Here is a 21,864-nt window from a genome sequence, read left to right on the forward strand (position 1 = left end):
CGCAGGCGAATCAGCCCTCCGGGCGGTTCAGCAGGCCGACGGCGATGCCGTGCACCGCGTCCAGCCCGGCGGCGTCGGCCAGCGGCGCGCTGCCGCCGGTTACGGCGTACCACTCGTCGGCGTCCTTGTACTGCACGTGCAGGGTGACCCGTCCGTCGGCGAAGTCGGTGCGCAGGGTCAACTCGCCGGTGACCACGCCGACCTCGTCGGTCATCACCCCGCCCGGACCCGGCACGATGTCGGTGCTCCGGCTCTGCGGGCCGGTGGCACCCCCGGCGTCGGCGGTCATCCCCGCGCCGGGCACCTCCACCTCGCCGGCCGCGGCACCGTCGGCGGTCATGCCGGCCGTGGCTGGACCCGGCGACGGGCTGCCGGTGGCAGCTGCCGCGTCCTCCCCGCCCGAATCCGGCGCACCCTCGGGCGCCGGGGCGCCGCCGGCACCGGTTACGGCTTGCTCTCCCATGTGCAGCCCTCCAACATGTCGGCCAGCGCGGCCTTCTCGGCACTGGTCACCGTTAGCCGCCAGTGGTGCTTGACCGCCACCCAGTCCCCGGCATACTGGCACCAGTATGACCGGTTTGGTGGTTTCCACTGGGACGGATCCTGGTCACCCTTTGCCCGGTTGGAGGACGCGGAAACCGCGATGAGCTGCGGTCGGTCGAGGTCGTTGGCGAAATCGCCGCGCTTCGAGTCGTCCCAGTCGTCGGCACCGGAACGCCAGGCGTTGGCCAGCGGAACCATGTGGTCGATGTCCACGCTGGACGGGTCGCTGAAGGTGCGTCCGTCGTAGACGCTCTCCCAGCGGCCGCCGACCACGTTGCAGCCGGAGTGCTGGATGTCCTTGCCGTCGCGCTCCAGGACGGTGTCGCGGACGTCGCAGTTCTGGCCGGTCTTGCGCCAGTGCGGGAAGCGGTTGCGGCTGTAGCCCCGCATCGAGTTGGCCTCGGCGACGGTGAGCTGGGCCAGCATCTGGGTGGCGCTGCCAGCGTCACCGCTCGGCTGTATCTCCGGCTCCTCCAGCGGCACGCAACCGGCGACGCCGAGGGTCAGCGCCGCGGCGAGCGCGAGCGCCCCCCGGGCACGCGGTCCTGATCTGGTACGCACAGACGACACCTCTCCAGCTTGCGGGCTTCCGGCGATCCCGCACAGTACCCGGGCGGGGTTTCGGCGTTTCGTGGTGTCTGACAGATGGCGCACGGCAGATTGGTAACCATGCCTGAACCCGCGCCCGTCCTCCGGCTACGAAGCAACGCCGGCCGGGGCACCCTCGCCGCCGCCGTGCTCGCCTCCGGCATGGTCTTCCTGGACAGCACCGTGGTCAACGTGGCGCTGCCGCGCCTCGGTGCCGACCTGAACGCCTCGGTGGCTGGCCTACAGTGGACGGTCAACGGCTACCTGCTGACGCTCGCCGCCTTCGTCCTGCTCGGTGGGGCGCTGGGCGACCGGTTCGGACGACGCCGGGTGTTCCTGCTCGGTGTCGTCTGGTTCACCGCCGCCTCCGTACTCTGCGGGCTGGCCCTGCGGACCGACTGGCTGGTGGCGGCGCGGTTTCTTCAGGGCGCGGGGGGAGCCCTGCTCACCCCGGGCTCGCTGGCGCTGCTTCAGGCCAGCTTCCATCCGGACGACCGGGCGAAGACCATTGGGGCGTGGTCCGGACTTTCCGGCGTCTCCACCGCGCTCGGCCCGTTCGTCGGCGGTTGGTTGATCGACGCGCTCTCCTGGCGGTGGATCTTCTTTCTGAACGTGCCACTGGCGGTGCTCGTGGTGCTGGCGACCCTCCGTTGGGTTCCGGAGAGCCGGGACGAGAACGCGTCCCGGAAACGGGGCACCCGCCAGTTCGACGTCGCCGGGGCCCTGCTCGGCGCACTCGCGCTGGCCGGCGTCACGTACGCCCTGGTCGACGCGCCCGGTCGGGGGCTGCACTCGCCGGCGGTGGTGGCGGCGGCCCTGACCGGCGTGCTCGCCGCGGTGGCGTTCGTGCTTCTGGAGCGGCGTCGCGGGGAGTCCGCCATGCTGCCCACCGGGCTGTTCGGCAGCCGGTTGTTCTCGGTGTTGAACATCTTCACCGTGCTGGTCTACGCCGCCCTCGGCGGCTTCACCTTCTTCATCGCCGTCTACCTGCAGAACGTGCTCGGCTGGTCGGCCCTGCTCACCGGTCTGGCGTTGCTGCCGATGACCGTGCTGCTGCTGGTCGGCTCGCCGGTCACCGGTGCGCTGTCGACGAGGATCGGGCCGCGGCTGCCGTTGACCGTCGGCCCGGTGCTGGCCGCGGTCGGGCTGTTGATGCTCCGGGAAGTCGAACCGGGGGCGTCGTACTGGCGGCAGGTGCTGCCCGGGGTGGCGGTCTTCGGGACCGGGTTGACCCTGGTCGTGGCGCCGCTGACCGCCTCGGTGCTGGCCGCTGTCGAGGACCGTTTCGCGGGCGTGGCCAGCGGCTTCAACAACGCCGCCTCCCGGGTGGGTGGGTTGCTGGCGGTGGCTGCCCTGCCGTTGCTGGTCGGGCTGACCGGCACCGGGTACGAACAACCCGCCGAACTCACCGCCGCCTACCGTGGCGCGTTGCTCTGGTGTGCCGGCCTGTTGGTGGCCGGCGCTCTGATCGCCGCCCTGCTGGTCCACCGACCGCCCCGCCGGCCGCCACCGGCGCAGCCCTGCCATTCGATGCCGGTCTCCACGCCGAGATAACGCGGCGTGCCAGCGTGCCCGATGTGCCCAGCGTGCCCGGCGTGCAAGGAAGGGCCCCTTGTTAACACCGGCCGGCGGCCTGGGCGTTAACAAGGGGCCCTTCCTATACAAAATCCGTTAACAGGGGGCCCTTCCTTGCACCTCAGCTGCGGGCGCGGTTGACGGCGCTGGTGACCGCCTTGATGGAGGCGGTGACGATGTTGGCGTCCATCCCGACACCCCAGACCGTGCGTCCCTGCACCTCGCACTCGACGTACGCGGCGGCCTGCGCGTCCCCACCGGAGGAGAGCGCGTGCTCGTGGTAGTCGAGCACGCGTACGCTCACGCCGGCCGAGCCGAGCGCGTTGACGTACGCGTCGATCGGGCCGTTGCCGATCGCGGTGATCGAGCGGGCCTCCCCGTCCGTACGGATCTCGGCGGTGATCTCGACCTTGCCGTCGGCGGTGCCGATCGTGTACTCGGACAGGGCCACCGCGGGGTCGCGCTGGTGGTCGAGCAGGTACTGCCCGGCGAAGATCTGCCACATGGTGGCCGGGTCGACCTCGCCGCCGTCGTGGTCGGTTACCTGCTGCACCACGCCGGAGAACTCGATCTGGAGCCGGCGGGGCAGGTCGAGCTGGTGCTCGGTCTTCATGATGTACGCGACGCCGCCCTTGCCGGACTGCGAGTTGACCCGGATCACCGCCTCGTAGCTGCGGCCCAGGTCCTTCGGGTCGATCGGCAGGTAGGGCACCGCCCAGGTGAACTCGTCGACCGGTACCCCGGCCGCCGTCGCGTCGGCCTCCAGCGCGGTGAACCCCTTGTTGATGGCGTCCTGGTGGGAGCCGGAGAAGGCGGTGTAGACCAGGTCGCCGGCGTACGGGTGCCGCTCGTGGACGGGCAGCTGGTTGCAGTACTCGACGGCTCGCTTGATCTCGTCGATGTCGGAGAAATCGATCATCGGGTCGATGCCCTGGGAGAACAGGTTCAGCCCCAGCGTCACCAGGTCGACGTTGCCGGTGCGCTCACCGTTGCCGAACAGGCAGCCCTCGATCCGGTCGGCGCCGGCCAGCAGACCCAGTTCGGCGGCGGCCACCCCGGTGCCCCGGTCGTTGTGCGGGTGCAGGCTGAGGATCAGGCTGTCGCGCCGGGGCAGGTGCCGGTGCATCCACTCGATCGAGTCGGCGTACACGTTCGGCATGGCCATCTCGACCGTGGCCGGCAGGTTGATGATCAGCTTGCGGTCCGGGGTGGGGTCGATCACCTCGATGACCTTCGCGCACACCTCCAGCGCGTACTCCAGCTCGGTGCCGGTGTACGACTCGGGTGAGTACTCGTAGTGGATCTCGGTGTCCGGGGTGTGGATCTCGGCGTACTTCTGGCAGAGCCGGGCGCCGGTGGTGGCGATGTCGGTGATGCCGTCGCGGTCCAGCCCGAACACCACGCGACGTTGCAGCGTGGAGGTCGAGTTGTAGAAGTGCACGATCGCCCGGCGGGCCCCCCGCAGCGACTCGAAGGTGCGGTCGATCAGGTGCTCCCGGCACTGGGTCAGCACCTGGATGGTGACGTCCTCGGGGATCAGGTCCTGCTCGATCAGCTGTCGGACGAAGTCGTAGTCGGTCTGGCTGGCCGACGGGAATCCGACCTCGATCTCCTTGTAGCCCATCTGCACCAGGAGCTGGAACATCCGGCGCTTGCGCTCGGGCGACATCGGGTCGATCAGTGCCTGGTTGCCGTCCCGCAGGTCGACCGCGCACCAGCGCGGGGCGGTCTCGACGTGTCGGGTCGGCCAGGCGCGGTCCGGCAGATCGATCCGGAACTGCTGCCGGTACGGCTGGTACCGGTGGTACGGCATCCGGCTCGGACGCTGCCGGGCGATCGGATCGGAGTCAACGTCGGTGGTGCCGGCTGGGTGAGCCATGGCGGAGTTCTCCCGTGGTCATGTGACGTCAGCGGTGGATGTCGGCAGTGCTGCCGAGGAAAGATCCGGAAGAGAAGCTGGCGGCGCGGTTCGACTCCGCGACGAGGTGCCGGCCGTCAGGCCCCGTCGCGGCGACCAAGGAGAAGGTGCGCCTGCCACATGACAGAGTGACACTACGTGATGGAGTCGGGTCTGGGAAGGCGCGTCCGGAATTTGGGACGCAACTCGCAGTGCGCCGCTCAGCCCGAGGTGTCTGCGCAGCTCAGAACGAGTTCGGCCAGCGGTCGTCGGTGGCGGAGCGAGGTCTCATGGGCCAGCAGGTCGGCCGGGAGGCTGAATGGATCGCCCAGTTGCCCGACCGCCGTCACCACGTACGGTCGCACGTCGACGGGCAGGTCGAGATCGGCGACCAGGCCGTCGCGGTCAAGCTCGGTCACCTGGCGTACGTGCAGCCCCAGCGCGGTGGCCTGCACGGTCAGGTGGGCGATCGCCTGGCCCAGGTCGTATGTCGCGAACGGGTCGTCGGTGGCGTGGTGCGCGGCGAGCAGTAGGACGCTGGCCCGCCCCGCCCACCGCTGCTCGGTCACCGGCAGGTTGACCAGGATCCGCTTGAAGGTCTCGTCCTCGCGGTGTCCGACGGCGAACCTCCAGGGCTGCCGGTTGTCGACCGACGGCGCCCACCGCGCGGCCTCCAGCAGCGTCGTCGTTTCGGCCGGAGTCAGCTCCGCGATCGGGTCGAAGGAGCGGGGGCTCCAGCGGAAGGCGAGCAGCGGAGTGAGGTCGGTCATGCGAAGAGCGTCCCGTATGGGCGTTTTGGCCGTCGGGTCGGGTGGGACGAATGTGGGCTAAAACACCCGTAACGGGACGGGCCGTCAGGGCGTTCCCGCGTGCTCGTCCGGACCGTCCGGGTCGGTGTCGGGAAGGGGCGCTTCCATGCCCAGCGGCTCGCCCTCGACCACCGGACCGGGCAACTGCACCGTGCCCGGGGCCGGCTCGGGCGGGGCGGCCAGCGTCAGGGTGCCGAACGCGGCCCGTACCGCCGTCGGGGTGCCGTCGGCGTCGAAGCAGTAGATCCCCACATCGAGTGGTGGGTTGATCGACGCCGCGGTGGTCTCCACCGAGTAGCAGCTGCCGGTCGCCTCGGGCGGCGCCATGGCGGGCGACACCGACAGCGGGGCGCGCCGGTCGGTCAGCACGTCCAGCCAGTCGGTGAAGGGGTGCTGCACCCGGGGATCCAGACGGCGCGGCAGGGTGTCGTCCCGCTCGCCGAGGCGTACGCAGCTCGCCGGCTCGGGCCGGGCGGCCGAAGGCAGTCCGCACTGGAACAGGCCGTCCGGGGTGGCCGCGAGCGAGATGTCGGCCGTGCCGCCGAGTGCGCCTCCCGGCACGTCCACCCGCCAGCTGCCGTCGTTCGCGCTGGTGAAGACGATCAGACGGTCGGCGACCCCCGCCACCCGCAACGTGTACCGGGCGACCAGGTGCCGGTCCTGGGCGGCGGCCGCGAGGGCCGCCAGCTCGTCGCGCGCCGCGTCCGGACCGGCCGGGCGGGGCGCGGAGGTCGGCGGCGGTGCAGGTTCGGCGGGCGGGTCCGGCGAGCAGGCGGCAAGCAGCGCGGGCAGGGCGAGCGCGAGCGGAACGGTCAGCCGGCGGATCGGGTGGTGGACGGCGTGCACCCGGTCATTCTGGGTGTTGAGCAGGGTTCGGGACACCCCCGGAAAGGCTGGCGTTTCCGGCGTGTCGCAGGCCACTGCCGGCGCTGGCGCAGGCCGGATCGTGGGATCACCTGACCAGGCGGTCAGAGCCGACCGATACCCTGAGTCCGTCCGACCCGCGCCGCCGGCCCCGGTGCCGGCGGCGTCGGCACGCTCAGGCAACCGGGAGGGAGTGCGCCGTCGTGGCACTCGTGGTGCAGAAGTACGGCGGGTCCTCCGTCGCCAACGCCGAGCGGATCAAGCGGGTGGCCGAGCGCATCGTCGCGGCCCGCAAGGCCGGCGACGACGTGGTCGTGGTCGTCTCCGCGATGGGCGACACCACTGACGAGCTGCTCGACCTGGCCAACCAGGTCAGCCCGCTGCCGCCCGGGCGGGAGCTGGACATGCTGCTCACCGCCGGCGAGCGGATCTCCATGGCGTTGCTCGCCATGGCGATCCACAACCTGGGGTACGAGGCCCGGTCCTTCACCGGCTCCCAGGCGGGCGTGATCACCACGTCGGTACACGGCCGGGCGCGGATCATCGATGTCACGCCGGGGCGCCTCAAGGGCGCGCTGGACGAGGGCGCCGTGGTCATCGTCGCCGGTTTCCAGGGCGTGTCGCAGGACACGAAGGACGTCACCACCCTCGGGCGGGGCGGCTCGGACACCACCGCGGTGGCGCTGGCCGCCGCGCTGCGCGCGGATGTCTGTGAGATCTACACCGACGTCGACGGGGTCTTCACCGCCGACCCGCGGATCGTGCCCAACGCCCGGCACATCAGGGAGATCACCTACGAGGAGATGCTGGAGCTGGCCGCCTGCGGCGCCAAGGTGCTGCACCTGCGTAGCGTGGAGTACGCCCGCCGGGCTGGGCTGCCGATCCATGTCCGTTCGTCATACTCGACCAACACCGGCACCATGGTCACCGGATCGATGGAGGAGCTCTCTGTGGAGCAGGCACTGATCACCGGGGTCGCCCACGACCGCAGCGAGGCCAAGATCACGATCGTCGGGGTGCCCGACGAGCCCGGCGCCGCCGCGCGGATCTTCGACACCGTCGCGGGCGCCGAGATCAACATCGACATGATCGTGCAGAACGTCTCCACCGAGGGTACCGGCCGCACGGACATCTCCTTCACGCTGCCGAAGACCGACGGCCCGACCGCGATGGCCGCGCTGAGCAAGATCCAGGAAACGGTCAACTTCAAGGGCCTGCTCTACGACGACCACGTCGGCAAGGTCTCCCTGATCGGCGCGGGCATGCGCTCCCACCCCGGCGTCGCCGCCGGCTTCTTCGCCGCGCTCGGCCAGGCCGGGGTGAACATCGAGATGATCTCGACTTCGGAGATCCGCGTCTCGGTGGTCTGCCGGGACACCGACCTCGACGCGGCGGTCCGCGCCATCCACGAGGCGTTCGACCTCGGGGGCGACACCGAAGCGGTGGTGTACGCGGGGACGGGGCGGTAGCGCGCGTGGCCGGGCTGCCCACCCTGGCCGTGGTCGGGGCGACGGGGGCCGTCGGCACGGTGATGTGTGAGCTGCTCACCGGGCGGCGCAACGTCTGGGGCGAGATCCGGCTGCTGGCCTCCGAGCGGTCCGCCGGGCGCAAGGTCCGGTGCCGGGGCGAGGACCTGACCGTCCAGGTGCTCAGCGAGGAGTCGCTCGACGGCGTCGACGTGGCGATGTTCGACGTACCGGACGAGGTCTCCGCCCACTGGGCACCCATCGCGGTGAGCCGTGGTGCCATCGTGGTGGACAACTCCGGTGCCTTCCGGATGGATCCGGACGTGCCGCTGGTGGTGCCCGAGATCAATCCGGAGCAGCTGCGCAACCGCCCCCGGGGCATCGTCGCCAACGCCAACTGCACCACCCTCGCAATGATCATCGCGATCGCCCCGCTGCACCGCGAGTACGGCCTGCGTGAGCTGGTGCTCGCGTCGTACCAGGCGGTCTCCGGAGCCGGTCAGCTCGGCGCGGACGCCCTGCACGACCAGTTGGTCAAGGTGGCCGGTGACCGGCTGCTCGGTTCGCGTACCGGCGACGTGCGGCAGGCGGTCGGCGACGACCTCGGCCCGTTCCCGGCTCCGCTCGCACTCAACGTGGTGCCCTGGGCGGGCTCGCTGGTCGATGGCGGCTGGTCGTCCGAGGAGATGAAGCTGCGCAACGAGTCGCGCAAGATCCTCGGGTTGCGCGACCTCAAGGTCTCCGCCACCTGCGTACGGGTGCCCGTGGTGACCGGCCACTCGGTCGCGGTGCACGCCGTCTTCGCCACCGAGATCGACGCCGAGGGTGCCCGGGGCGTGCTGCGCAACGCCCCCGGTGTGATCGTGGTCGACGACCCGGCGGCCGGCGAGTTCCCGATGCCGATCGACGCGGTGGGCACCGACCCGTCCTGGGTCGGCCGGATCCGTCGCGCCGTCGACGATCCCCGCGCCCTGGACTTCTTCGTCACCGGCGACAACCTCCGCAAGGGCGCCGCCCTCAACACCGCCCAGATCGCCGAACTCCTAGCCCGAGACCTAACCCGCCCCTAACCCGCCCCTGACCCGCCCCGCCCCGGCCTCCTCGGCGCGTCGATCATGAAGTTGTTGTCTGCCGGGAGCGCTCTCCTGGGCAATAACCTCATGATCAACGGGACGAGGTGGGGGAGGGCGGGGTGAGGGCGGGGTCAGGCGGCGGAGAGGTGGACGCCGTCGCGGCCCTGTCGTTTCACCGCGTAGAGGGCCTGGTCGGCGCGGCGCAGGGTCAGCTCGGGTGACTCGCCCGGATGGGGGAGCGCCACTCCGACGCTGATGGTGCGGCCGACCCGGCGGGCCGCCTCGGTGAGCCGTTCGGCGACGCGTACCGCCTCCTCGGGACGGTTCACCTCGATCACCGCGACGAACTCGTCCCCGCCGATCCGGTACAACTCGTCGCCCTGACGCAGCGCGCCCTCCAGTGCCCGGGCCAGGCCGACCAGCACCCGGTCGCCCGCCTGGTGGCCGTACGTGTCGTTGATGCTCTTGAAGCCGTCCACGTCGATCGCCAGCAGGGCGGTGCGGCCGGGGTTCGCGGCGGCGATCCGTTGCCCGAACGGGCCGGTGTGCCGCAGCCCGGTCAGCGGGTCCGAGCTGGCCTGCTCGCGCAGCCGGTCCAGGGTGCGCAGCCGGTCCAGGCAGCTCCATGCCTGCCCGGCCAGCAGCTCCATCAGGTTGACCGTGGTCGGGTCCGGTCGCAGCAGCCGCTCGTCGGCGACCAGCAGCACCCCGCCGCGCTCGGGCGGCCCGAACGGCACCGCGATCAGGGTGCGTACCCCGGCGCGGACCAGCGGCTGGTGCTCGTCGGTGGGTGGGTGACCGGCCTCGCCGAGGGTGTAGCCGGCACCGTAGCGATGGGCCCGCCCGATGATGCGGGCCAGTGCCGAAGACTCCACCTCGGTCAGCTCGGCACGCATCCGCGCCTCCAGCTCGCCGGGGGCGACCGTCGGGGCGCCGAGTCGTGGGCCGCCCCGTCCCCCGAGCAGCAGGACGGCCGCGGCGAGGGTGGACACGTCCCGGGCTGCGGCGATCGCGGCAGTCATCAGGTCCCACTCGGTGGCGGCGGCGGTCATCGCGGAGGCGTGCCGGAGCAGCTTCTCGCTGCGGCTCTCCGCCGGCCCGCCGAGCGCCGCGATCCGGGCACCCAGGCGCGCGGCCACGCGCTCGGCGACCGCCCGCCACGCGACGAGGTCGGCCGGGTCGGTCCACTGGAGGTCGAGCACCCCGATGGTCCGACCCGCCGGATCCAGCACCGGTACGCACACCTCAGCGGTGACGTCGGGGCGTACCGGGATGTGGGCGGCGTCGGTGGCGACGTCCGGGACGACGGACGGACGTCCGGAGGTGTAGACCCGCCCGACGATCCCGGCGTCCGGCGCGACGGTGGCGAACACCTGCCAGGATCCGGTGGCGGCGACGCAGCGGAGCCGGCCGTGCACGTGCAACAGGACAGCGATGGTGGCGGGGGTGTACCGGGCGAGGGTGTCGACTGCCGCCTCGCAGGCCTCGGCGACGGTCGACGCCATGGGCAGGCGGACCGTGACGTCACGGATGACTCTCTGGTGATCCACTCGCACGTCGTTCCAGGTGGGGCTCTGTTCCCGGTGGCGCCGGGTCGCGGATCAAGCGTACTCACGCTGAGCTGGGAGTCAGCTGGTCGTACACATGTTCTATCCACAGGTTGTGGACACGGCCTGTGGCCCCCCGCGCGGGGCGTCGCGACGATAGCGTTGGGTTTTCCGGTCGAGTGGAGGCCCGATGCTCATCGCCCACCTCAGCGATCCGCACCTGACCACCGGCGTCCTCGGTGCCGAGCCCGCCGCCGGCCTGCACCGGGCGCTCGGCCGGGTGCTGGCGCTGACCCCGCGGCCCGACTGCGTGGTGATCACCGGAGACCTGGCCGATCATGGGCGTCCCGACGAGTACGCGGTGCTGCGGGAGGTGCTCGGGCGGTTTCCGTTGCCGGTGCACCTGACCACCGGTAACCACGACGACCGGGAGTCGCTGCTCGACGCCTTCGGTGGCACACCCTGGCTGGGCGGCGGCTTCTCCGCGTACTACCAGGTCGACCACCCGGGGGCGACCGTTGTGGTGCTCGACTCCCTCGTGCCCGGCTCCGACGGCGGGCGGCTCGGCGGCGAGCAGCTCGCCTGGCTGGACGGGGTGCTGGCCGCGCGTCCTGACGTGCCGGCCGTGGTCTGCCTGCACCATCCACCGGTCGAGGTCGGCATCCCGGTCGCCGACTCGATCCGGCTCGCCGACGGCGACGAACTCGCCGAGGTGCTGCTCCGGCACCCCCACGTGGTACGCGTCGCCGCCGGGCACCTGCACCGTCCGGTGACCGCGACGTTCGCCGGAACGGTGCTGTCGGTCGCTCCGAGCACCTGGCGACAGACGACGCTGACGATGAGCGACGACGAGCGGATCGGCTGGGTCGCCGAGCCGACCGCGTTGCTGCTGCACCTGGTGTCCGGGGCGGGCTGTGTCACGCACACCGTCCAGGTGAGCCACACGGCCGGCATGACCTGCGGCTTCTGACCAGCCTCCCGGGGAGGGCGGGTAGGAGATCGGCGGGTCGGGCGACGTCCATGTCGGACGGCCCGGAGTGGGCACCGAAAGCGTTGCCCGGTGCGCCGTTCGGCCGGATGATCATCGGTCGCGGGCCGGTGCCGGGCAACCGTACCGGGCGGTGCCACCGAGCCGGCCAGGTCCTCCGGGAACGCCGGCCGGACGGCCCGGAACCGCCGGTCGGCCCTAATCGGTGGCAGACCGTGCGTGGGTGTTCACTGTGCCGTGACGCGTCGTTAGCCTCGCTCCGTCACGCGTCGGCGTGACGCATCCGCGCCGAATTCATGGTGCCGTACGTGGGGGTTGACACGCATGACGAGAAGGTTCATCGGGATCGTGGCCGCGTTCGCCGTGGCGGTGGCCGGTTCGCTCACCGTCGCCGCTCCGGCGCAGGCCGCCACCCCGGCCATCGAGATCACGAAGGTCTACTACGACTCGCCGGGTACTGACAACCGTTCCAACGCCAGCCTCAACGCCGAGTACGTGAAGCTGACCAACCGGCGGGCCCGCACCATCAACCTGAAGAACTGGACGCTGCGCGACAAGGCGAACCACGTCTACACGTTCAGCGGCGACTTCAAGCTCGCCAAGGGCAAGAGCGTCATCATCCGTACCGGGAAGGGCAAGAACACGGCCGGTACCCGCTACTGGGGTTCCGGCAACTACATCTGGAACAACACCGGCGACACCGCGTACCTGCGCAACGCCAGCGGCAAGCTGATCGACAAGTGCGCCTGGACGAAGAAGGGCAACGGCTACACGACCTGCTGACCGGTGGCTGGCCGGTCGCGGCGGTTGTGAGTGGTACGTCGTCGGTGGGCCGGCCGAGAAGGTCAGCGCAGCGGGGCGGGGAGGGGCACCTCTCCCCGCAACGCCCGCTCCGCCAGTTCGGTGCGTTCGGGGTGGCACGCATTACCGCCCAACGGATGGCCGGCCACGTTGATGCAGCCCTGGCCCGGTAGCGCGGCGCAGACCGGGCACTGCAGAAACAGTCCGCCCGATGGCACCAGCTCGACGCCTTGCGCGAGGGCCGCTCGGCCGAGCTTGACAATTGCCTGGTAGAGAGAGTCGTCCCGGTGCCGTGCGGCGGCCGCGGCCACCTCCCGCATTCCCTCCCAGAACCGTTCGCGGGCATCCGGCTCGTCTATGTCGATGCGCATGATTGCGCATCCCCGACTGTCGACGGGCCAAACCTCGCTACGTCCCGGCCGGCGTGCTGCGAAATGGTAGAGGGCACATCCCTCAATGGGATGTGCCCTCTCACCTGGTCGGGGTGGCCGGATTCGAACCGACGACCTCTTCGTCCCGAACGAAGCGCGCTACCAAGCTGCGCCACACCCCGAGGCGTGCCGACAAATAGTAGCCCACCCCTCCCGACGGTCAAACTCGGTACCCCGGGGGCGGCGGTCAGCGTGGGATCAGGGTGAGCAGGCTGGCCTCCGGCGGGCAGGCGAACCGGACGGGGGCGGTCGGGTGGGTGCCGAGCCCCGCGGAGACGTGCAGCCAGGCGTCCGACCCGGGCCAGCGGTGCAGGCCCTTCGCCATCGACCGGGGCAGGCCGCAGTTGGTCACCAGCGCACCCACTCCCGGTACGCAGACCTGGCCACCGTGGGTGTGACCGGCGAGCAGCAGACCGAAGCCGTCGGCGGCCATCTCGTCGAGCAGCGCCGGCTCGGGAGAGTGGGTGAGCGCGATGGAAAGGTCGGCGTCGGGGGAGATCGGGCCGGCGACCGAGGCGTAGTCGTCCCGCTCGACGTGGGGGTCGTCCACGCCGGCCATGTCGATCGTCCGGCCGCCGGCCTTGACGGTGGTACGCCGGTTGTTCAGGTCCACCCAGCCGGCTCCGGTGAGCACGTCACGAAGTTCCTCGGAGGGCAGCTCGACGCCTTCGGTGTACTCCCGGTCGGGCAGGAAGTAGCTGAACGGGTTCTTCCAGACCGGCCCGGTGTAGTCGTTCGAACCGAAGACGAACGCGCCCGGGTAGTCGAGCAGGGGTTGCAGCGCCCGCAGCACGCCCGGCACCGCCCCCGGGTCCGCCATGTTGTCCCCGGTCACCACGACCAGGTCGGGGTCGAGGGCGGCCAGCGAGGCGACCCACTGCTGCTTGCGTACCTGGTTGGGGGTCATGTGCAGATCTGACAGGTGCAGCACGCGCAGCGGCTCGGTGCCCGTCGGCAGCACCGGCACGTCGAAGCGGCGGAGGGTGAACATGTTGCGTTCGACGAGGGAGGCGTACGCCAGGGCGGCGGCACCCGTCGCGACGGTCGCGGTCGCGAGCCGGAATAGTGTGCGCTTTCGCATGCCGATCAGGGTAGTTTGACCGTCCATGAGCACGCTGAAGGACCGCCTCACCGCCGACATGCGCGCCGCCTTGAAGGCCCGCGACGAGCTGACCACCTCCACCCTGCGGATGGCCCTGGCCGCCGTGGGCAACGCCGAGGTCTCCGGCAAGGCCAAGCGGGAACTCAGCGACGACGAGGTGCTGGCCGTGCTGACCAAGGAGGCCAAGAAGCGCCGCGAGGCGGCCACCGCCTTCGCCGACGCAGGCCGTACCGAGCAGGCCGCCCGGGAGACCGCCGAGGGGGAGGTGCTGGACCGCTACCTGCCGCGGCAGCTCTCCGACGCCGAGCTGTCCGAGCTGGTGGCGGGGGCGCTCGCCGCGGGCGGCTTCACCGGCAAGGCCCAGATGGGCCCGGCGATGAAGGCGGCCCAGGCCGCGGTGGCCGGCCAGGCCGAGGGCGGCCGGGTGGCCGCCGAGGTACGCCGTCAGCTCGGCCTCTGAACCGTCCTGCCGACTCGCCTCCTGCCGGATTCGCGCAGCTCTGCCAGCACGAAATGGGCGGGCAACCCCGACCAGGGGTGCCCGCCCATCGGCGTTACCAGCGGTGCTCAGCCGCCGGGTCGGTCGCCCGGTGGACGGCCGGGGTTGCTGGGCGGACCGGAGGACGGGCCGTTGCTGGGCCGGCCGTTACCGCCGTCGTTGTCGCTGTTGCCGCCGCCACCCGAGCTGACCATGATCGTCACGTAACCGCCCTTGATGGTGCGGCCACTGGGGCTGGTCCCGGCGGCGGTGCCGGCGGGGCACTCGGAGGCGATCCGGCTGGTGGAGACGATCGGCTGGAAGCCGGCACCGGAGAGGCGTGACTTGGCCCGCTCGATGTCCAGGCAGCCGACGCCCGGGATGGTGCGCTGGTCACCCAGGGAGATCTTCTGACCGGGCGGGTCGAAGTTGATTCGCTTCTTGCCCTTCATGGCGTCGCGCAGCGTCTCCCAGACCGGGGGGTTGATACCGTCCGGCTGGTTGTGCTTCATCTTGGCGTTGGTCTGCGGCCAGTCCGGGTCGGCCATGATGCCGGCCACCGCGTACTGCTTGGTCATCGCGACCAGGGCGGCGCTCTTCTCGGAGTCGGTGGTGCCGGACTTGCCGGCCACCGGGGCGTTGACGATGTACTTCGTCTGGGCGGCCGTCCGGCTGCCGCCGCACTTGCTGGTGGAGGAGTTGTCGCCGACCGGGCAGCGGGCCGCGTCCACAGCGGCCCGGGCCACCTCGGTGCTGAGCCGCTTCTCACAGCGCGGGTTGGCCACGTCCAGCTTGTTGCCGTCCAGGTCGCGGATCTCCTGCACCGGGATCGGCTCGCAGTACTTGCCGTCGGCGGCCAGAGTGGCGTACGCGTTGGCCAGCTCCAGCGGGGTGACCTGCGAGACGCCCAGGGTGAACGCGCCCCACTGGTGCGCGGCCTCCTTGTTGTTGGCGAACCTGGCGTCCTCGCTCTGCCGGAACTGGATGCCCAGACGCTTGGCCACGTCCACCACGTTCTCCGCGCCGACCTGCTGCTGCAACGGCACGAAGTAGGTGTTGATCGAGGCGGAGAAGGCGCTCCACATGTTCTGCACGCCACCGGCCTTGAGCCCCGAGTTGGTCGGGCAGTAGAGGTTGGTGCCCGGGCAGGCGGCCGGGCTGCTGCTACTGATGATGTATTCCGACTTGAACTGCTGCGGCGCGTTGATGGTGTAGCTGAGCGGGATGCCCTTCTCCAACGCGGCCACGATGGTGAAGATCTTGAACGTCGAGCCGCCCTGGTAACCGGTGATGCCGTCGCCACCGGTCAGCAGCGGGTTCACCGTGTTCGGGTAGTTGCCCCGTTTGCCGTTCTCGCGTAGCTTCGGGTCGCTGTGCGGCAGGTTCTTCGGGTTCTTCGGGTTGTCGAGCTTGAAGTTCCGGTTCACCGACAGCGCCCGGACCCGGCCGGTGCCCGGCTCGACCACCGCGACCATCGCGGCCTCCTTGGCGGTCACCGACTTGGCCTTGCGGACCGCTTTGTCGGCGCCGTTCTGGGCCTGCTTGTCCAGCGTGGTGATGATGGTGTAGCCGCCGCTCTTGAGCCGCCGCTCCCGGTCGTACGTGGTGGAGCCGAACGTCTCCTGCGACATCCACCAGCGGTAGAAGTAGTCGCAGAAGAAGCCCCAGGCGTTCTTGTTGGTGGCGACGCAGCCGTTCGGTGCCCGCTTGCCCTTGACCACCAGCTTGACGGCCTTGGCCTCGTCGGCCTGCTGCTGGGTGATCGCGCCGGTCTTGACCATGTTGTCGATGACGTAGTCGCGCCGGGCGACCGCCTGCGGGTAGCCGCTCTTGGTGGTCGGGTCGAACGAGGTCGGCGCCTTCACCAGGCCGGCCAGCATGGCGGCCTCTTCGATCTTCAGGTCCTTCGGGGGCTTGTTGAAGTAGACCTGGCTGGCGGCGTAGACGCCGTACGCGCCGTTGCCGAAGGCGGCGAGGTTGAGGTAGCGCTCCAGGATCTCGTCCTTGGACATCTCCTTGTCCAGCTGGATCGCGTACCGCATCTCGCGGAGCTTGCGGGCGCTGGTGTCCTCGGTCGCGGCGATCACGTCGGCGGGGTGGGTGGCCGAGTACGCGATGCCCATCCGGACGTACTGCATGGTCAGCGTCGAGGCGCCCTGCCGGTCGGCGCCGGCCTGGCTGTTGTTGACGAAGGCCCGGGCCACACCGTTGAGGTCGACCCCGTTGTGCTTGTAGAAGTCGTGGTCCTCGGCGGCGATGATCGCGTTGCGCATGTTCTCCGAGATGTCGCTGAGCTTCACGTCCCGGCGGTTCTCGTCGTACATGGTGGCCAGCGGTGTCTTGCCGTCGGAGGCGAGCAGATAGCTGATCTGGGGTGCGCGGGCCACGGTCAGTTCCTTCGGCAGCGCGCCGAAGGTCTCCGCGCCGGCCTTCGCGGCCAGGCCCGACATCGCCACCGCGGGGAAGGCCGCAGCGGCGACCACCACGCCGGCCAACAGCCCACAGATGAGCAGCGATGCGGCGTTGGTCAGGACGTTGTGGTCACGTTTCCGCATCCAGGTCACCTCGACAGGGTACGCGAACAGGTAATGAGGGGCGCTGGGGCGTCTTTTCCCCATTTCCTGCGCGCGCCGTCCTCGTTGTGCTAGACGCGTGGCACCGGGTGTCCGGTTGCGTGGATCCGTGCCGAGTTTCCTCCTCGTGGAGGTGGCCCGCAGCGTTTTCGCGGACCTCGGTGGGGTAAGCGGGCGGTCCCGAGCCCGAGAAGCCGGGAGTGTCCGGAATGATGGATTTAGCCGACAACGTTGCGTAATCGGGCGACTACAGAGCATGATGGTTGCGGCGACAGCGCCACATGTCGTCCGTGCCGCCTTGGGGTAAGGCGTGCCGGACGATCCGGGGGGATTGCCGGCTGACCCGTGACGGCGTCGGTAGTACTGCAAGGGGGGACGTGTACAGATGGGCATGATCACTGACTGGCCGTCGTTGGCGGCGTGTCAGAACGGGGACCCGGACGCGTTGTTCGTACAGGGCGCCGAACAGAACGTGGCCAAGCGGATCTGCCGGAGCTGCCCAGTCCGGTACGAGTGCCTGGCCGACGCGCTGGACAACCGGATCGAGTTCGGTGTGTGGGGTGGCATGACCGAACGGGAACGCCGCGCGCTGCTGCGTCGCCACCCTCAGGTCACCAGCTGGCGCAAGATGTTCGAGGCGGCGATGAAGAAGAACGCCAAGGACAAGGCCGGCAAGGACAAGATCCTGGCCACGGCCGGCAACTGAGCGACCGGTCCGGTCGGTCGCGTCTCCGCGCCGCACCGGCCGTCGTTCAGGAGCGGCTGATCGCCGCCGCGATCGTTCGCAGCCCGTCGACGTCGTGCACGTCGGCGGGCTGCGCCGTCACCGACACGGCCGGCACCTGCGGAAACTCCTCGGTGAACCGCGCCGCCACCTGCTGCTCGCGTACCGCCTGCTCAGCCAGGGTGGCGTGCGCCCGCAGCACCTCGACGGTGCCCTCGTGGCCGCCGGTCGAAGCCAGTCGGTCAGCGGCGGCGCGGCTCTCCGCCGCCCCCAGCTCGGGCACCGCCGGACGATGCACCCGGTTGAGCACCAGTCCGGCGAGCGGCATCTTCTCGGCGCGCAGCCGGCCGGCGAAATAGGCGGCCTCCCGGACCGCGTCCGGTTCCGGCGCCGCGACCAGCAGGAAGGCCGTCTCCCGCGCCTGGAGGATGCGGTACGTCTGCTCGGCGCGCTGCCGGAAGCCACCGAACATCGAGTCGAGCGCGGCGACGAAGCCGGACAGGTCGGTCAGCAACTGGGTGCCGATCACCTTCTGCACCACTCGGGAGAACATCCCGAAGGAGGCGGTGACCAGGCTGAACATGCTGCGGCCACCGGTTCGGGCCGGGGCGAGCAGCAGCCGCAGCATCCGCCCGTCGAGGAACCGCGACAGCCGGGCCGGTGCGTCGAGGAAATCCAGCGCCGAGCGCGACGGCGGAGTGTCCACCACGATCAGGTCCCACTCGCCCCGCGCGTGCAACTGGCCGAGCTTCTCCATCGCCATGTACTCCTGAGTGCCGGCGAAGGTGGAACTCATGGCCTGGTAGAAGGGGTTGGCGAAGATTTCCGCCGCCTTCGCCGGGTCGGTGTGCGTCAGCACCACGTCGTCGAAGGTGCGCTTCATGTCGAGCATCATGGCGTGCAGTTCGCCGCCGCTGTCCTCGACGTCGATCCCCTTGACCTGCCGAGGTGTGTTGTCCAGCTCGGTCAGGCCGAGGGACTGGGCCAGCCGCCGCGCCGGGTCGATGGTGAGCACCACCGTGCGTCGGCCGTGCTGCTCGGCGGCGCGCAGGGCGAGCGCGGCGGCCGTGGTCGTCTTGCCCACCCCGCCCGCACCGCAGCAGACCACGATCCGTACGCCCGGGTCGGCCAGGATCCGGTCGACGTCCAGCGGCGGCGCGGCGTTGTCGGAAGGCACCAATCGAGCGTATCGGGCCGACCGGCTCCGCGCGCCAGGCCGAGGTGAGGTGTGAGTCAATCGCCGCGAACGAGCGTGGCGGCCAGCGCGTCCAGGCCGGCCCGGTCCACCCCGTCGGGCAGCAGCGGCAGCTCCACCAGGGGCACGCCCAGCTCCACCAGATCAGTACGGAGCGAGTCCTCCAGCTCCCGGCGGATCATGAGGTCGCGTGCCTCGTTGTGCAGACCGGTGACGACCCGCCCGTCGGTCGGCAGCCCCGCCGCGCGCAGTCCCTGTTCCAGGTCCGCCTCGGTGACCAGGCGCCCCGCCGGCAGCGGCGCCCGGGTCGCGTTGACGATCACCCGCCCCACGCCGAAACCCAGCGAGGTCAGCTCGGCGATCGCATCGACGGTCTCCTGAACCGGCATCTCCTCCAGCAGCGTCACCACGTGAACGGCCGTCATCGGTGAGCGCAGCAGGGCGGAGACCCCCTCGCTCTGGTTCTTGATCGGCCCCACCTTGGCCAGCCGGGCGGTCTCGGCGGTGACGTTCAGGAAGCGCCCGATCCGGCCGGTCGGCGGTGCGTCCAGCACCACCGCGTCGTACACCCGCCGCTTGTCGACGGTTCGGGTGGTGGCCTCCTTGACCTTGCCGGTGAGCAGCACGTCGCGCAGGCCGGGAGCGATCGTGGTGGCGAAGTCGATAGCACCGAACTTGCGCAGTGCCCGGCCGGCCGCGCCGAGCTTGTAGAACATGTCGAGGTATTCGAGCAGCGCCTCCTCGGCGTCCACCGCGAGCGCGGACACCTCGCCCCCGCCGGGCGCGTCGGCCAGGTGCCGTTCGGCGTAGGGCAGCGGTTCGATGCCGAAGAGCTGGGCGATGCCCTGCCGCCCCTCCACCTCCACCAGCAGGGTGCGCCGACCACCGGCGGCCAGGCCCAGGGCCAGCGCGGCGGCCACGCTGGTCTTGCCCGTGCCGCCCTTGCCGGTCACCACGTGCAGGCGGGCGGGCCAGTCGATGCCCACCCGGTCAGTCGGTCGCTGCGCTGCTCCCACCCGTCGAGCCTATCCAGCCGGCGGGCTCAGGCGACCTCGCAGACCCACCAGCCGGTCTTGCGGATCACCGTGAAGCGCAGATCCTGGTCGGCGATCTTCTCGTCGGCGGTGGTCACGGTAACGGTGGTGGTGACCGTCGCCCGGTCGCCGGTCTCGTTGTCCACCGTCGGCGTGTCCCACCGGAACCGGGGGTTCTGGTAGGTCGAGACATATTCCTCGACCTCCGCCACCTTGCTGCGGATCTTCTCCTGGTCGCGGGCCGCGGTGCAGACCAGCCTCGCCGCCTTCGCGGCGTCCCGCTCCTGGTAGACCGCGGTGAGGAAATCGTCGACCGCCACCGACGGGTCCGGCGCTCCTTCGCCCGACTCGGTGTTCCGCAGCGTGAGGAACGCGGCCACGCCGCCGCCGGCACAGAGCAGCAGCACCACGACCAGCGCGAGCGAGGCCAGCAGCGCCCCACGCTTTCGCGGCGCGCTGGCTGGCGGCTGGTACGGCGGGTATCCGGACCCCGGCGGCGGCGCGCCGTGCCCGGTGGGCGGCGGCACGGACGGGGTCGGTGAACCGGCTGGCGGGAGGTCGTTGGGGCCGGTCGGGCCGCCGGCGGGTGGCTGGGTCATCGGTCCCCCCGGGTGCGGCACAGCACCGCGTGCCGGCGCTGAGCGTGGGATCGGGTGGCCGGGCCGGGCGCCCGTCCAGACGGGAAGGGTAGCGGTCTCCGGTCCCGCTGCGGAGGGCCTGGTGTCTCCCGTACCGACATCGCGATCGGCTTTCCGCTGGTCGCGTGTCGCAAATGTGACCGAACGCCATCAGGCGTGCGCGTCCTGTTGATGGGACCGGCGTGCCGGTCCTACGGTCGCTCCGGCACGCCCGGCCGGGCCGGACGCATCGGTCCCGGGTCGGCGGGCGGGGCCGTGACCAGGTACGACGCCCGGAGGCAGCGCATGCGCGACACGGACAACACCCCCCGAGCCCAGTTTCCCGCCGGGCCGCAGCGGGGCGGCCGGACGGCTGGCGGAGACTCCTCCGGCCGGCTGCCGGTCAACGAGCGGTCGTACCGGCGTCCCGCCGACCCCGTCACCAGTGTCGAGCCGGCCGGCGCACGCGAGGAGGACGGTCCGGGTTACGTCATCCACCTGCCCATCCGGGTGACCGACCTGGCTGCCGCCACCGCGCTGGCCGGTCGGGTGGCCACCTCGCTGAACTTCCTGCTCGAACTGGACGCCGGTGAGACCGAGGTGTCGACCGCCGACGACCAGAACAACCGGCACCGGGTCTTCTGCGACCTGCTGCTGCCGGACCGCACGCGCTGTCCCCAGCCCTACGACCATGCCGGCCCCTGTGGCGAGCTGCCGCCCGCCCCCGAGCAGCGGACCGCCGCCGAACAGTGGTCCGCCGGGGAGCAGCGTCCCGCGTCCCGGCCGGCCGGCGGACCGTAGGCTGTGCCCCGAAGTGTCCAAGTCACCGAGGGAGCCCTCCACCGATGCAGAAGTGGGAATACGCCACGGTCCCGCTGCTGGTCCACGCGACCAAGCAGATCCTCGACAACTGGGGTGAGGACGGCTGGGAGCTCGTCTCCGTCGTACCCGGACCGAACCCGGAGCAACTGGTCGCCTACCTGAAGCGCCCGAAGGCGTGAGCGTCGTGTCCAACGGACCGCACGCCAGGCTGGCGGAACTCGGGTTGGAACTGCCGGAGGTGGTGCCGCCGGTGGCGAGCTACCTGCCCGCGGTGCAGTCCGGGCAGCACGTGTACGTGTCCGGGCAGCTACCGATGGCCGAGGGCAAGCTGCTGGCCACCGGCAAGGTCGGCGCCGGCGTCTCGGCCGAGCAGGCCAAGCAGCTCGCCCAGCGGTGCGCCCTCAACGCCCTCGCCGCGATCGACTCGCTGGTTGGTCTGGAGAACGTCGTCAAGGTGGTGAAGCTGACCGGCTTCGTCGCCAGCGCACCCGGGTTCACCGGCCAACCCGGTGTCATCAACGGCGCCTCGGACCTGTTCGGCACCGTCTTCGGCGAGGCGGGCCGACACGCCCGCTCAGCCGTCGGCGTCGCCGAACTCCCCCTGGACGCCCCGGTCGAGGTCGAGGTCATCGTCGAGGTCTCCTGACCACGACAGCACCGAATCTTCCCGCGATCTTGCACTTTCGGTCGGGACGAAGGCCCCTAACGAGGGCGAATCGGGGACCGGAACTGCAAGA

General features: G+C 70.8%; 22 protein-coding genes and 1 tRNA gene. 10 read left to right on the forward strand and 13 right to left on the reverse strand.

Features of this window, described 5'->3' with window-relative positions:
• Positions 1 to 10: 10 nt before the first annotated feature.
• Complete coding sequence (locus SM447_RS09700; RefSeq protein ID WP_474572431.1) at positions 11 to 463, reverse strand: hypothetical protein; 453 nt, start codon at positions 461 to 463, stop codon at positions 11 to 13.
• The gene (locus tag SM447_RS09705; protein WP_474572432.1) at positions 445 to 1,104 is read right to left on the reverse strand and encodes an HNH endonuclease family protein; all 660 of its coding nucleotides are present in this window, start codon (positions 1,102 to 1,104) and stop codon (positions 445 to 447) included. Before SM447_RS09705 ends, SM447_RS09700 begins: the two co-directional genes overlap by 19 nt.
• Positions 1,105 to 1,212: 108 nt before the next feature.
• On the opposite strand from SM447_RS09705, the gene SM447_RS09710 reads away from it, so the two are divergent.
• The gene (locus SM447_RS09710; RefSeq protein ID WP_474572433.1) at positions 1,213 to 2,685 is read left to right on the forward strand and encodes an MFS transporter; all 1,473 of its coding nucleotides are present in this window, start codon (positions 1,213 to 1,215) and stop codon (positions 2,683 to 2,685) included.
• 142 nt (positions 2,686 to 2,827) lie between these two features.
• Here the strand turns inward: SM447_RS09710 and leuA are convergent, their stop codons facing one another.
• The 3 genes from leuA to SM447_RS09725 form a co-directional block, all read right to left on the reverse strand.
• A complete protein-coding gene (gene leuA, locus SM447_RS09715; protein WP_474572434.1) occupies positions 2,828 to 4,585 on the reverse strand; it encodes a 2-isopropylmalate synthase in 1,758 nt (585 codons plus the stop codon).
• Positions 4,586 to 4,824: 239 nt separating this feature from the next.
• Positions 4,825 to 5,373 carry a nitroreductase family protein gene (locus SM447_RS09720; RefSeq protein ID WP_474572435.1) on the reverse strand — a complete coding sequence of 183 codons (549 nt, stop codon included), beginning with the start codon at positions 5,371 to 5,373 and terminating at the stop codon, positions 4,825 to 4,827.
• An 84-nt stretch (positions 5,374 to 5,457) separates the two neighbouring features.
• Entirely contained in the window at positions 5,458 to 6,294 is an 837-nt protein-coding gene (locus SM447_RS09725; protein WP_474572436.1) for a hypothetical protein, read from the reverse strand.
• 185 nt (positions 6,295 to 6,479) lie between these two features.
• On the opposite strand from SM447_RS09725, the gene SM447_RS09730 reads away from it, so the two are divergent.
• Complete coding sequence (locus SM447_RS09730; RefSeq protein WP_474572437.1) at positions 6,480 to 7,745, forward strand: aspartate kinase; 1,266 nt, start codon at positions 6,480 to 6,482, stop codon at positions 7,743 to 7,745.
• A 5-nt stretch (positions 7,746 to 7,750) separates the two neighbouring features.
• Complete coding sequence (locus SM447_RS09735; protein ID WP_474572438.1) at positions 7,751 to 8,812, forward strand: aspartate-semialdehyde dehydrogenase; 1,062 nt, start codon at positions 7,751 to 7,753, stop codon at positions 8,810 to 8,812.
• A gap of 134 nt (positions 8,813 to 8,946) precedes the next feature.
• Here the strand turns inward: SM447_RS09735 and SM447_RS09740 are convergent, their stop codons facing one another.
• On the reverse strand, positions 8,947 to 10,320 hold the full coding sequence (locus SM447_RS09740; RefSeq protein WP_474572795.1) for a diguanylate cyclase: 1,374 nt from the start codon (positions 10,318 to 10,320) through the stop codon (positions 8,947 to 8,949).
• 232 nt (positions 10,321 to 10,552) lie between these two features.
• On the opposite strand from SM447_RS09740, the gene SM447_RS09745 reads away from it, so the two are divergent.
• Both SM447_RS09745 and SM447_RS09750 read left to right on the forward strand, forming a co-directional pair.
• A complete protein-coding gene (locus SM447_RS09745; protein WP_474572439.1) occupies positions 10,553 to 11,332 on the forward strand; it encodes a phosphodiesterase in 780 nt (259 codons plus the stop codon).
• A gap of 342 nt (positions 11,333 to 11,674) precedes the next feature.
• On the forward strand, positions 11,675 to 12,133 hold the full coding sequence (locus SM447_RS09750; RefSeq protein ID WP_474572440.1) for a lamin tail domain-containing protein: 459 nt from the start codon (positions 11,675 to 11,677) through the stop codon (positions 12,131 to 12,133).
• Positions 12,134 to 12,195: 62 nt separating this feature from the next.
• Here SM447_RS09750 and SM447_RS09755 read toward each other — a convergent pair whose 3' ends face one another.
• The 3 genes from SM447_RS09755 to SM447_RS09765 all read right to left on the reverse strand — a co-directional run bounded on the left by SM447_RS09755 (position 12,196) and on the right by SM447_RS09765 (position 13,663).
• A complete protein-coding gene (locus SM447_RS09755; protein ID WP_474572441.1) occupies positions 12,196 to 12,522 on the reverse strand; it encodes a zinc finger domain-containing protein in 327 nt (108 codons plus the stop codon).
• A 105-nt stretch (positions 12,523 to 12,627) separates the two neighbouring features.
• Positions 12,628 to 12,704, reverse strand: a tRNA-Pro gene (locus SM447_RS09760).
• Positions 12,705 to 12,769: 65 nt separating this feature from the next.
• Complete coding sequence (locus SM447_RS09765) at positions 12,770 to 13,663, reverse strand: metallophosphoesterase (protein ID WP_474572442.1); 894 nt, start codon at positions 13,661 to 13,663, stop codon at positions 12,770 to 12,772.
• A gap of 25 nt (positions 13,664 to 13,688) precedes the next feature.
• On the opposite strand from SM447_RS09765, the gene SM447_RS09770 reads away from it, so the two are divergent.
• Positions 13,689 to 14,144 (forward strand): GatB/YqeY domain-containing protein, encoded by a 456-nt coding sequence (locus SM447_RS09770; RefSeq protein ID WP_474572443.1) that lies wholly within the window; start codon positions 13,689 to 13,691, stop codon positions 14,142 to 14,144.
• A gap of 107 nt (positions 14,145 to 14,251) precedes the next feature.
• Here SM447_RS09770 and SM447_RS09775 read toward each other — a convergent pair whose 3' ends face one another.
• The gene (locus SM447_RS09775) at positions 14,252 to 16,717 is read right to left on the reverse strand and encodes a transglycosylase domain-containing protein (protein WP_474572444.1); all 2,466 of its coding nucleotides are present in this window, start codon (positions 16,715 to 16,717) and stop codon (positions 14,252 to 14,254) included.
• A gap of 403 nt (positions 16,718 to 17,120) precedes the next feature.
• Between SM447_RS09775 and SM447_RS09780 the strand changes: the two genes are divergently transcribed.
• A complete protein-coding gene (locus tag SM447_RS09780; protein WP_278177330.1) occupies positions 17,121 to 17,441 on the forward strand; it encodes a WhiB family transcriptional regulator in 321 nt (106 codons plus the stop codon).
• A 46-nt stretch (positions 17,442 to 17,487) separates the two neighbouring features.
• On the opposite strand, the gene bagB is transcribed toward SM447_RS09780, so the two are convergent.
• From bagB to SM447_RS09795, 3 genes are read right to left on the reverse strand one after another with little or no spacing between them, the layout of a single operon-like run.
• A complete protein-coding gene (gene bagB, locus SM447_RS09785) occupies positions 17,488 to 18,639 on the reverse strand; it encodes an ATPase BagB (RefSeq protein ID WP_474572445.1) in 1,152 nt (383 codons plus the stop codon).
• Positions 18,640 to 18,692: 53 nt separating this feature from the next.
• Positions 18,693 to 19,670 (reverse strand): ATPase BagA, encoded by a 978-nt coding sequence (gene bagA, locus SM447_RS09790; protein WP_474572446.1) that lies wholly within the window; start codon positions 19,668 to 19,670, stop codon positions 18,693 to 18,695.
• Between the two features lie 26 nt (positions 19,671 to 19,696).
• Positions 19,697 to 20,287 (reverse strand): Rv0361 family membrane protein, encoded by a 591-nt coding sequence (locus tag SM447_RS09795; RefSeq protein ID WP_474572447.1) that lies wholly within the window; start codon positions 20,285 to 20,287, stop codon positions 19,697 to 19,699.
• Positions 20,288 to 20,611: 324 nt separating this feature from the next.
• Here SM447_RS09795 and SM447_RS09800 point away from each other — a divergent pair, with 324 nt between their 5' ends.
• The 3 genes from SM447_RS09800 to SM447_RS09810 are packed head-to-tail and all read left to right on the forward strand — an operon-like array spanning position 20,612 to position 21,773.
• A complete protein-coding gene (locus tag SM447_RS09800; protein WP_474572448.1) occupies positions 20,612 to 21,106 on the forward strand; it encodes a hypothetical protein in 495 nt (164 codons plus the stop codon).
• A gap of 44 nt (positions 21,107 to 21,150) precedes the next feature.
• Complete coding sequence (locus tag SM447_RS09805) at positions 21,151 to 21,306, forward strand: DUF4177 domain-containing protein (RefSeq protein ID WP_013736319.1); 156 nt, start codon at positions 21,151 to 21,153, stop codon at positions 21,304 to 21,306.
• A 5-nt stretch (positions 21,307 to 21,311) separates the two neighbouring features.
• Entirely contained in the window at positions 21,312 to 21,773 is a 462-nt protein-coding gene (locus tag SM447_RS09810; RefSeq protein WP_474572449.1) for a RidA family protein, read from the forward strand.
• The last annotated feature ends 91 nt before the right edge of the window (positions 21,774 to 21,864 follow it).

The sequence above is a fragment of the Micromonospora aridisoli genome (assembly GCF_056150025.1).

Bases quoted from the DNA above. Each gene is read 5' to 3' on its own strand.
- SM447_RS09700 (WP_474572431.1), bottom strand. From the start codon at position 463: ATGGGAGAGCAAGCCGTAACCGGTGCCGGCGGCGCCCCGGCGCCCGAG.
- SM447_RS09745 (WP_474572439.1), top strand. From the start codon at position 10,553: ATGCTCATCGCCCACCTCAGCGATCCGCACCTGACCACCGGCGTCCTC.
- SM447_RS09775 (WP_474572444.1), bottom strand. From the start codon at position 16,717: ATGCGGAAACGTGACCACAACGTCCTGACCAACGCCGCATCGCTGCTC.
- SM447_RS09750 (WP_474572440.1), top strand. From the start codon at position 11,675: ATGACGAGAAGGTTCATCGGGATCGTGGCCGCGTTCGCCGTGGCGGTG.
- SM447_RS09755 (WP_474572441.1), bottom strand. From the start codon at position 12,522: ATGCGCATCGACATAGACGAGCCGGATGCCCGCGAACGGTTCTGGGAG.
- SM447_RS09720 (WP_474572435.1), bottom strand. From the start codon at position 5,373: ATGACCGACCTCACTCCGCTGCTCGCCTTCCGCTGGAGCCCCCGCTCC.
- SM447_RS09740 (WP_474572795.1), bottom strand. From the start codon at position 10,320: ATGGCGTCGACCGTCGCCGAGGCCTGCGAGGCGGCAGTCGACACCCTC.
- SM447_RS09780 (WP_278177330.1), top strand. From the start codon at position 17,121: ATGGGCATGATCACTGACTGGCCGTCGTTGGCGGCGTGTCAGAACGGG.
- SM447_RS09770 (WP_474572443.1), top strand. From the start codon at position 13,689: ATGAGCACGCTGAAGGACCGCCTCACCGCCGACATGCGCGCCGCCTTG.
- SM447_RS09795 (WP_474572447.1), bottom strand. From the start codon at position 20,287: ATGACCCAGCCACCCGCCGGCGGCCCGACCGGCCCCAACGACCTCCCG.
- SM447_RS09765 (WP_474572442.1), bottom strand. From the start codon at position 13,663: ATGCGAAAGCGCACACTATTCCGGCTCGCGACCGCGACCGTCGCGACG.
- SM447_RS09805 (WP_013736319.1), top strand. From the start codon at position 21,151: ATGCAGAAGTGGGAATACGCCACGGTCCCGCTGCTGGTCCACGCGACC.
- SM447_RS09800 (WP_474572448.1), top strand. From the start codon at position 20,612: ATGCGCGACACGGACAACACCCCCCGAGCCCAGTTTCCCGCCGGGCCG.
- leuA (WP_474572434.1), bottom strand. From the start codon at position 4,585: ATGGCTCACCCAGCCGGCACCACCGACGTTGACTCCGATCCGATCGCC.
- SM447_RS09710 (WP_474572433.1), top strand. From the start codon at position 1,213: ATGCCTGAACCCGCGCCCGTCCTCCGGCTACGAAGCAACGCCGGCCGG.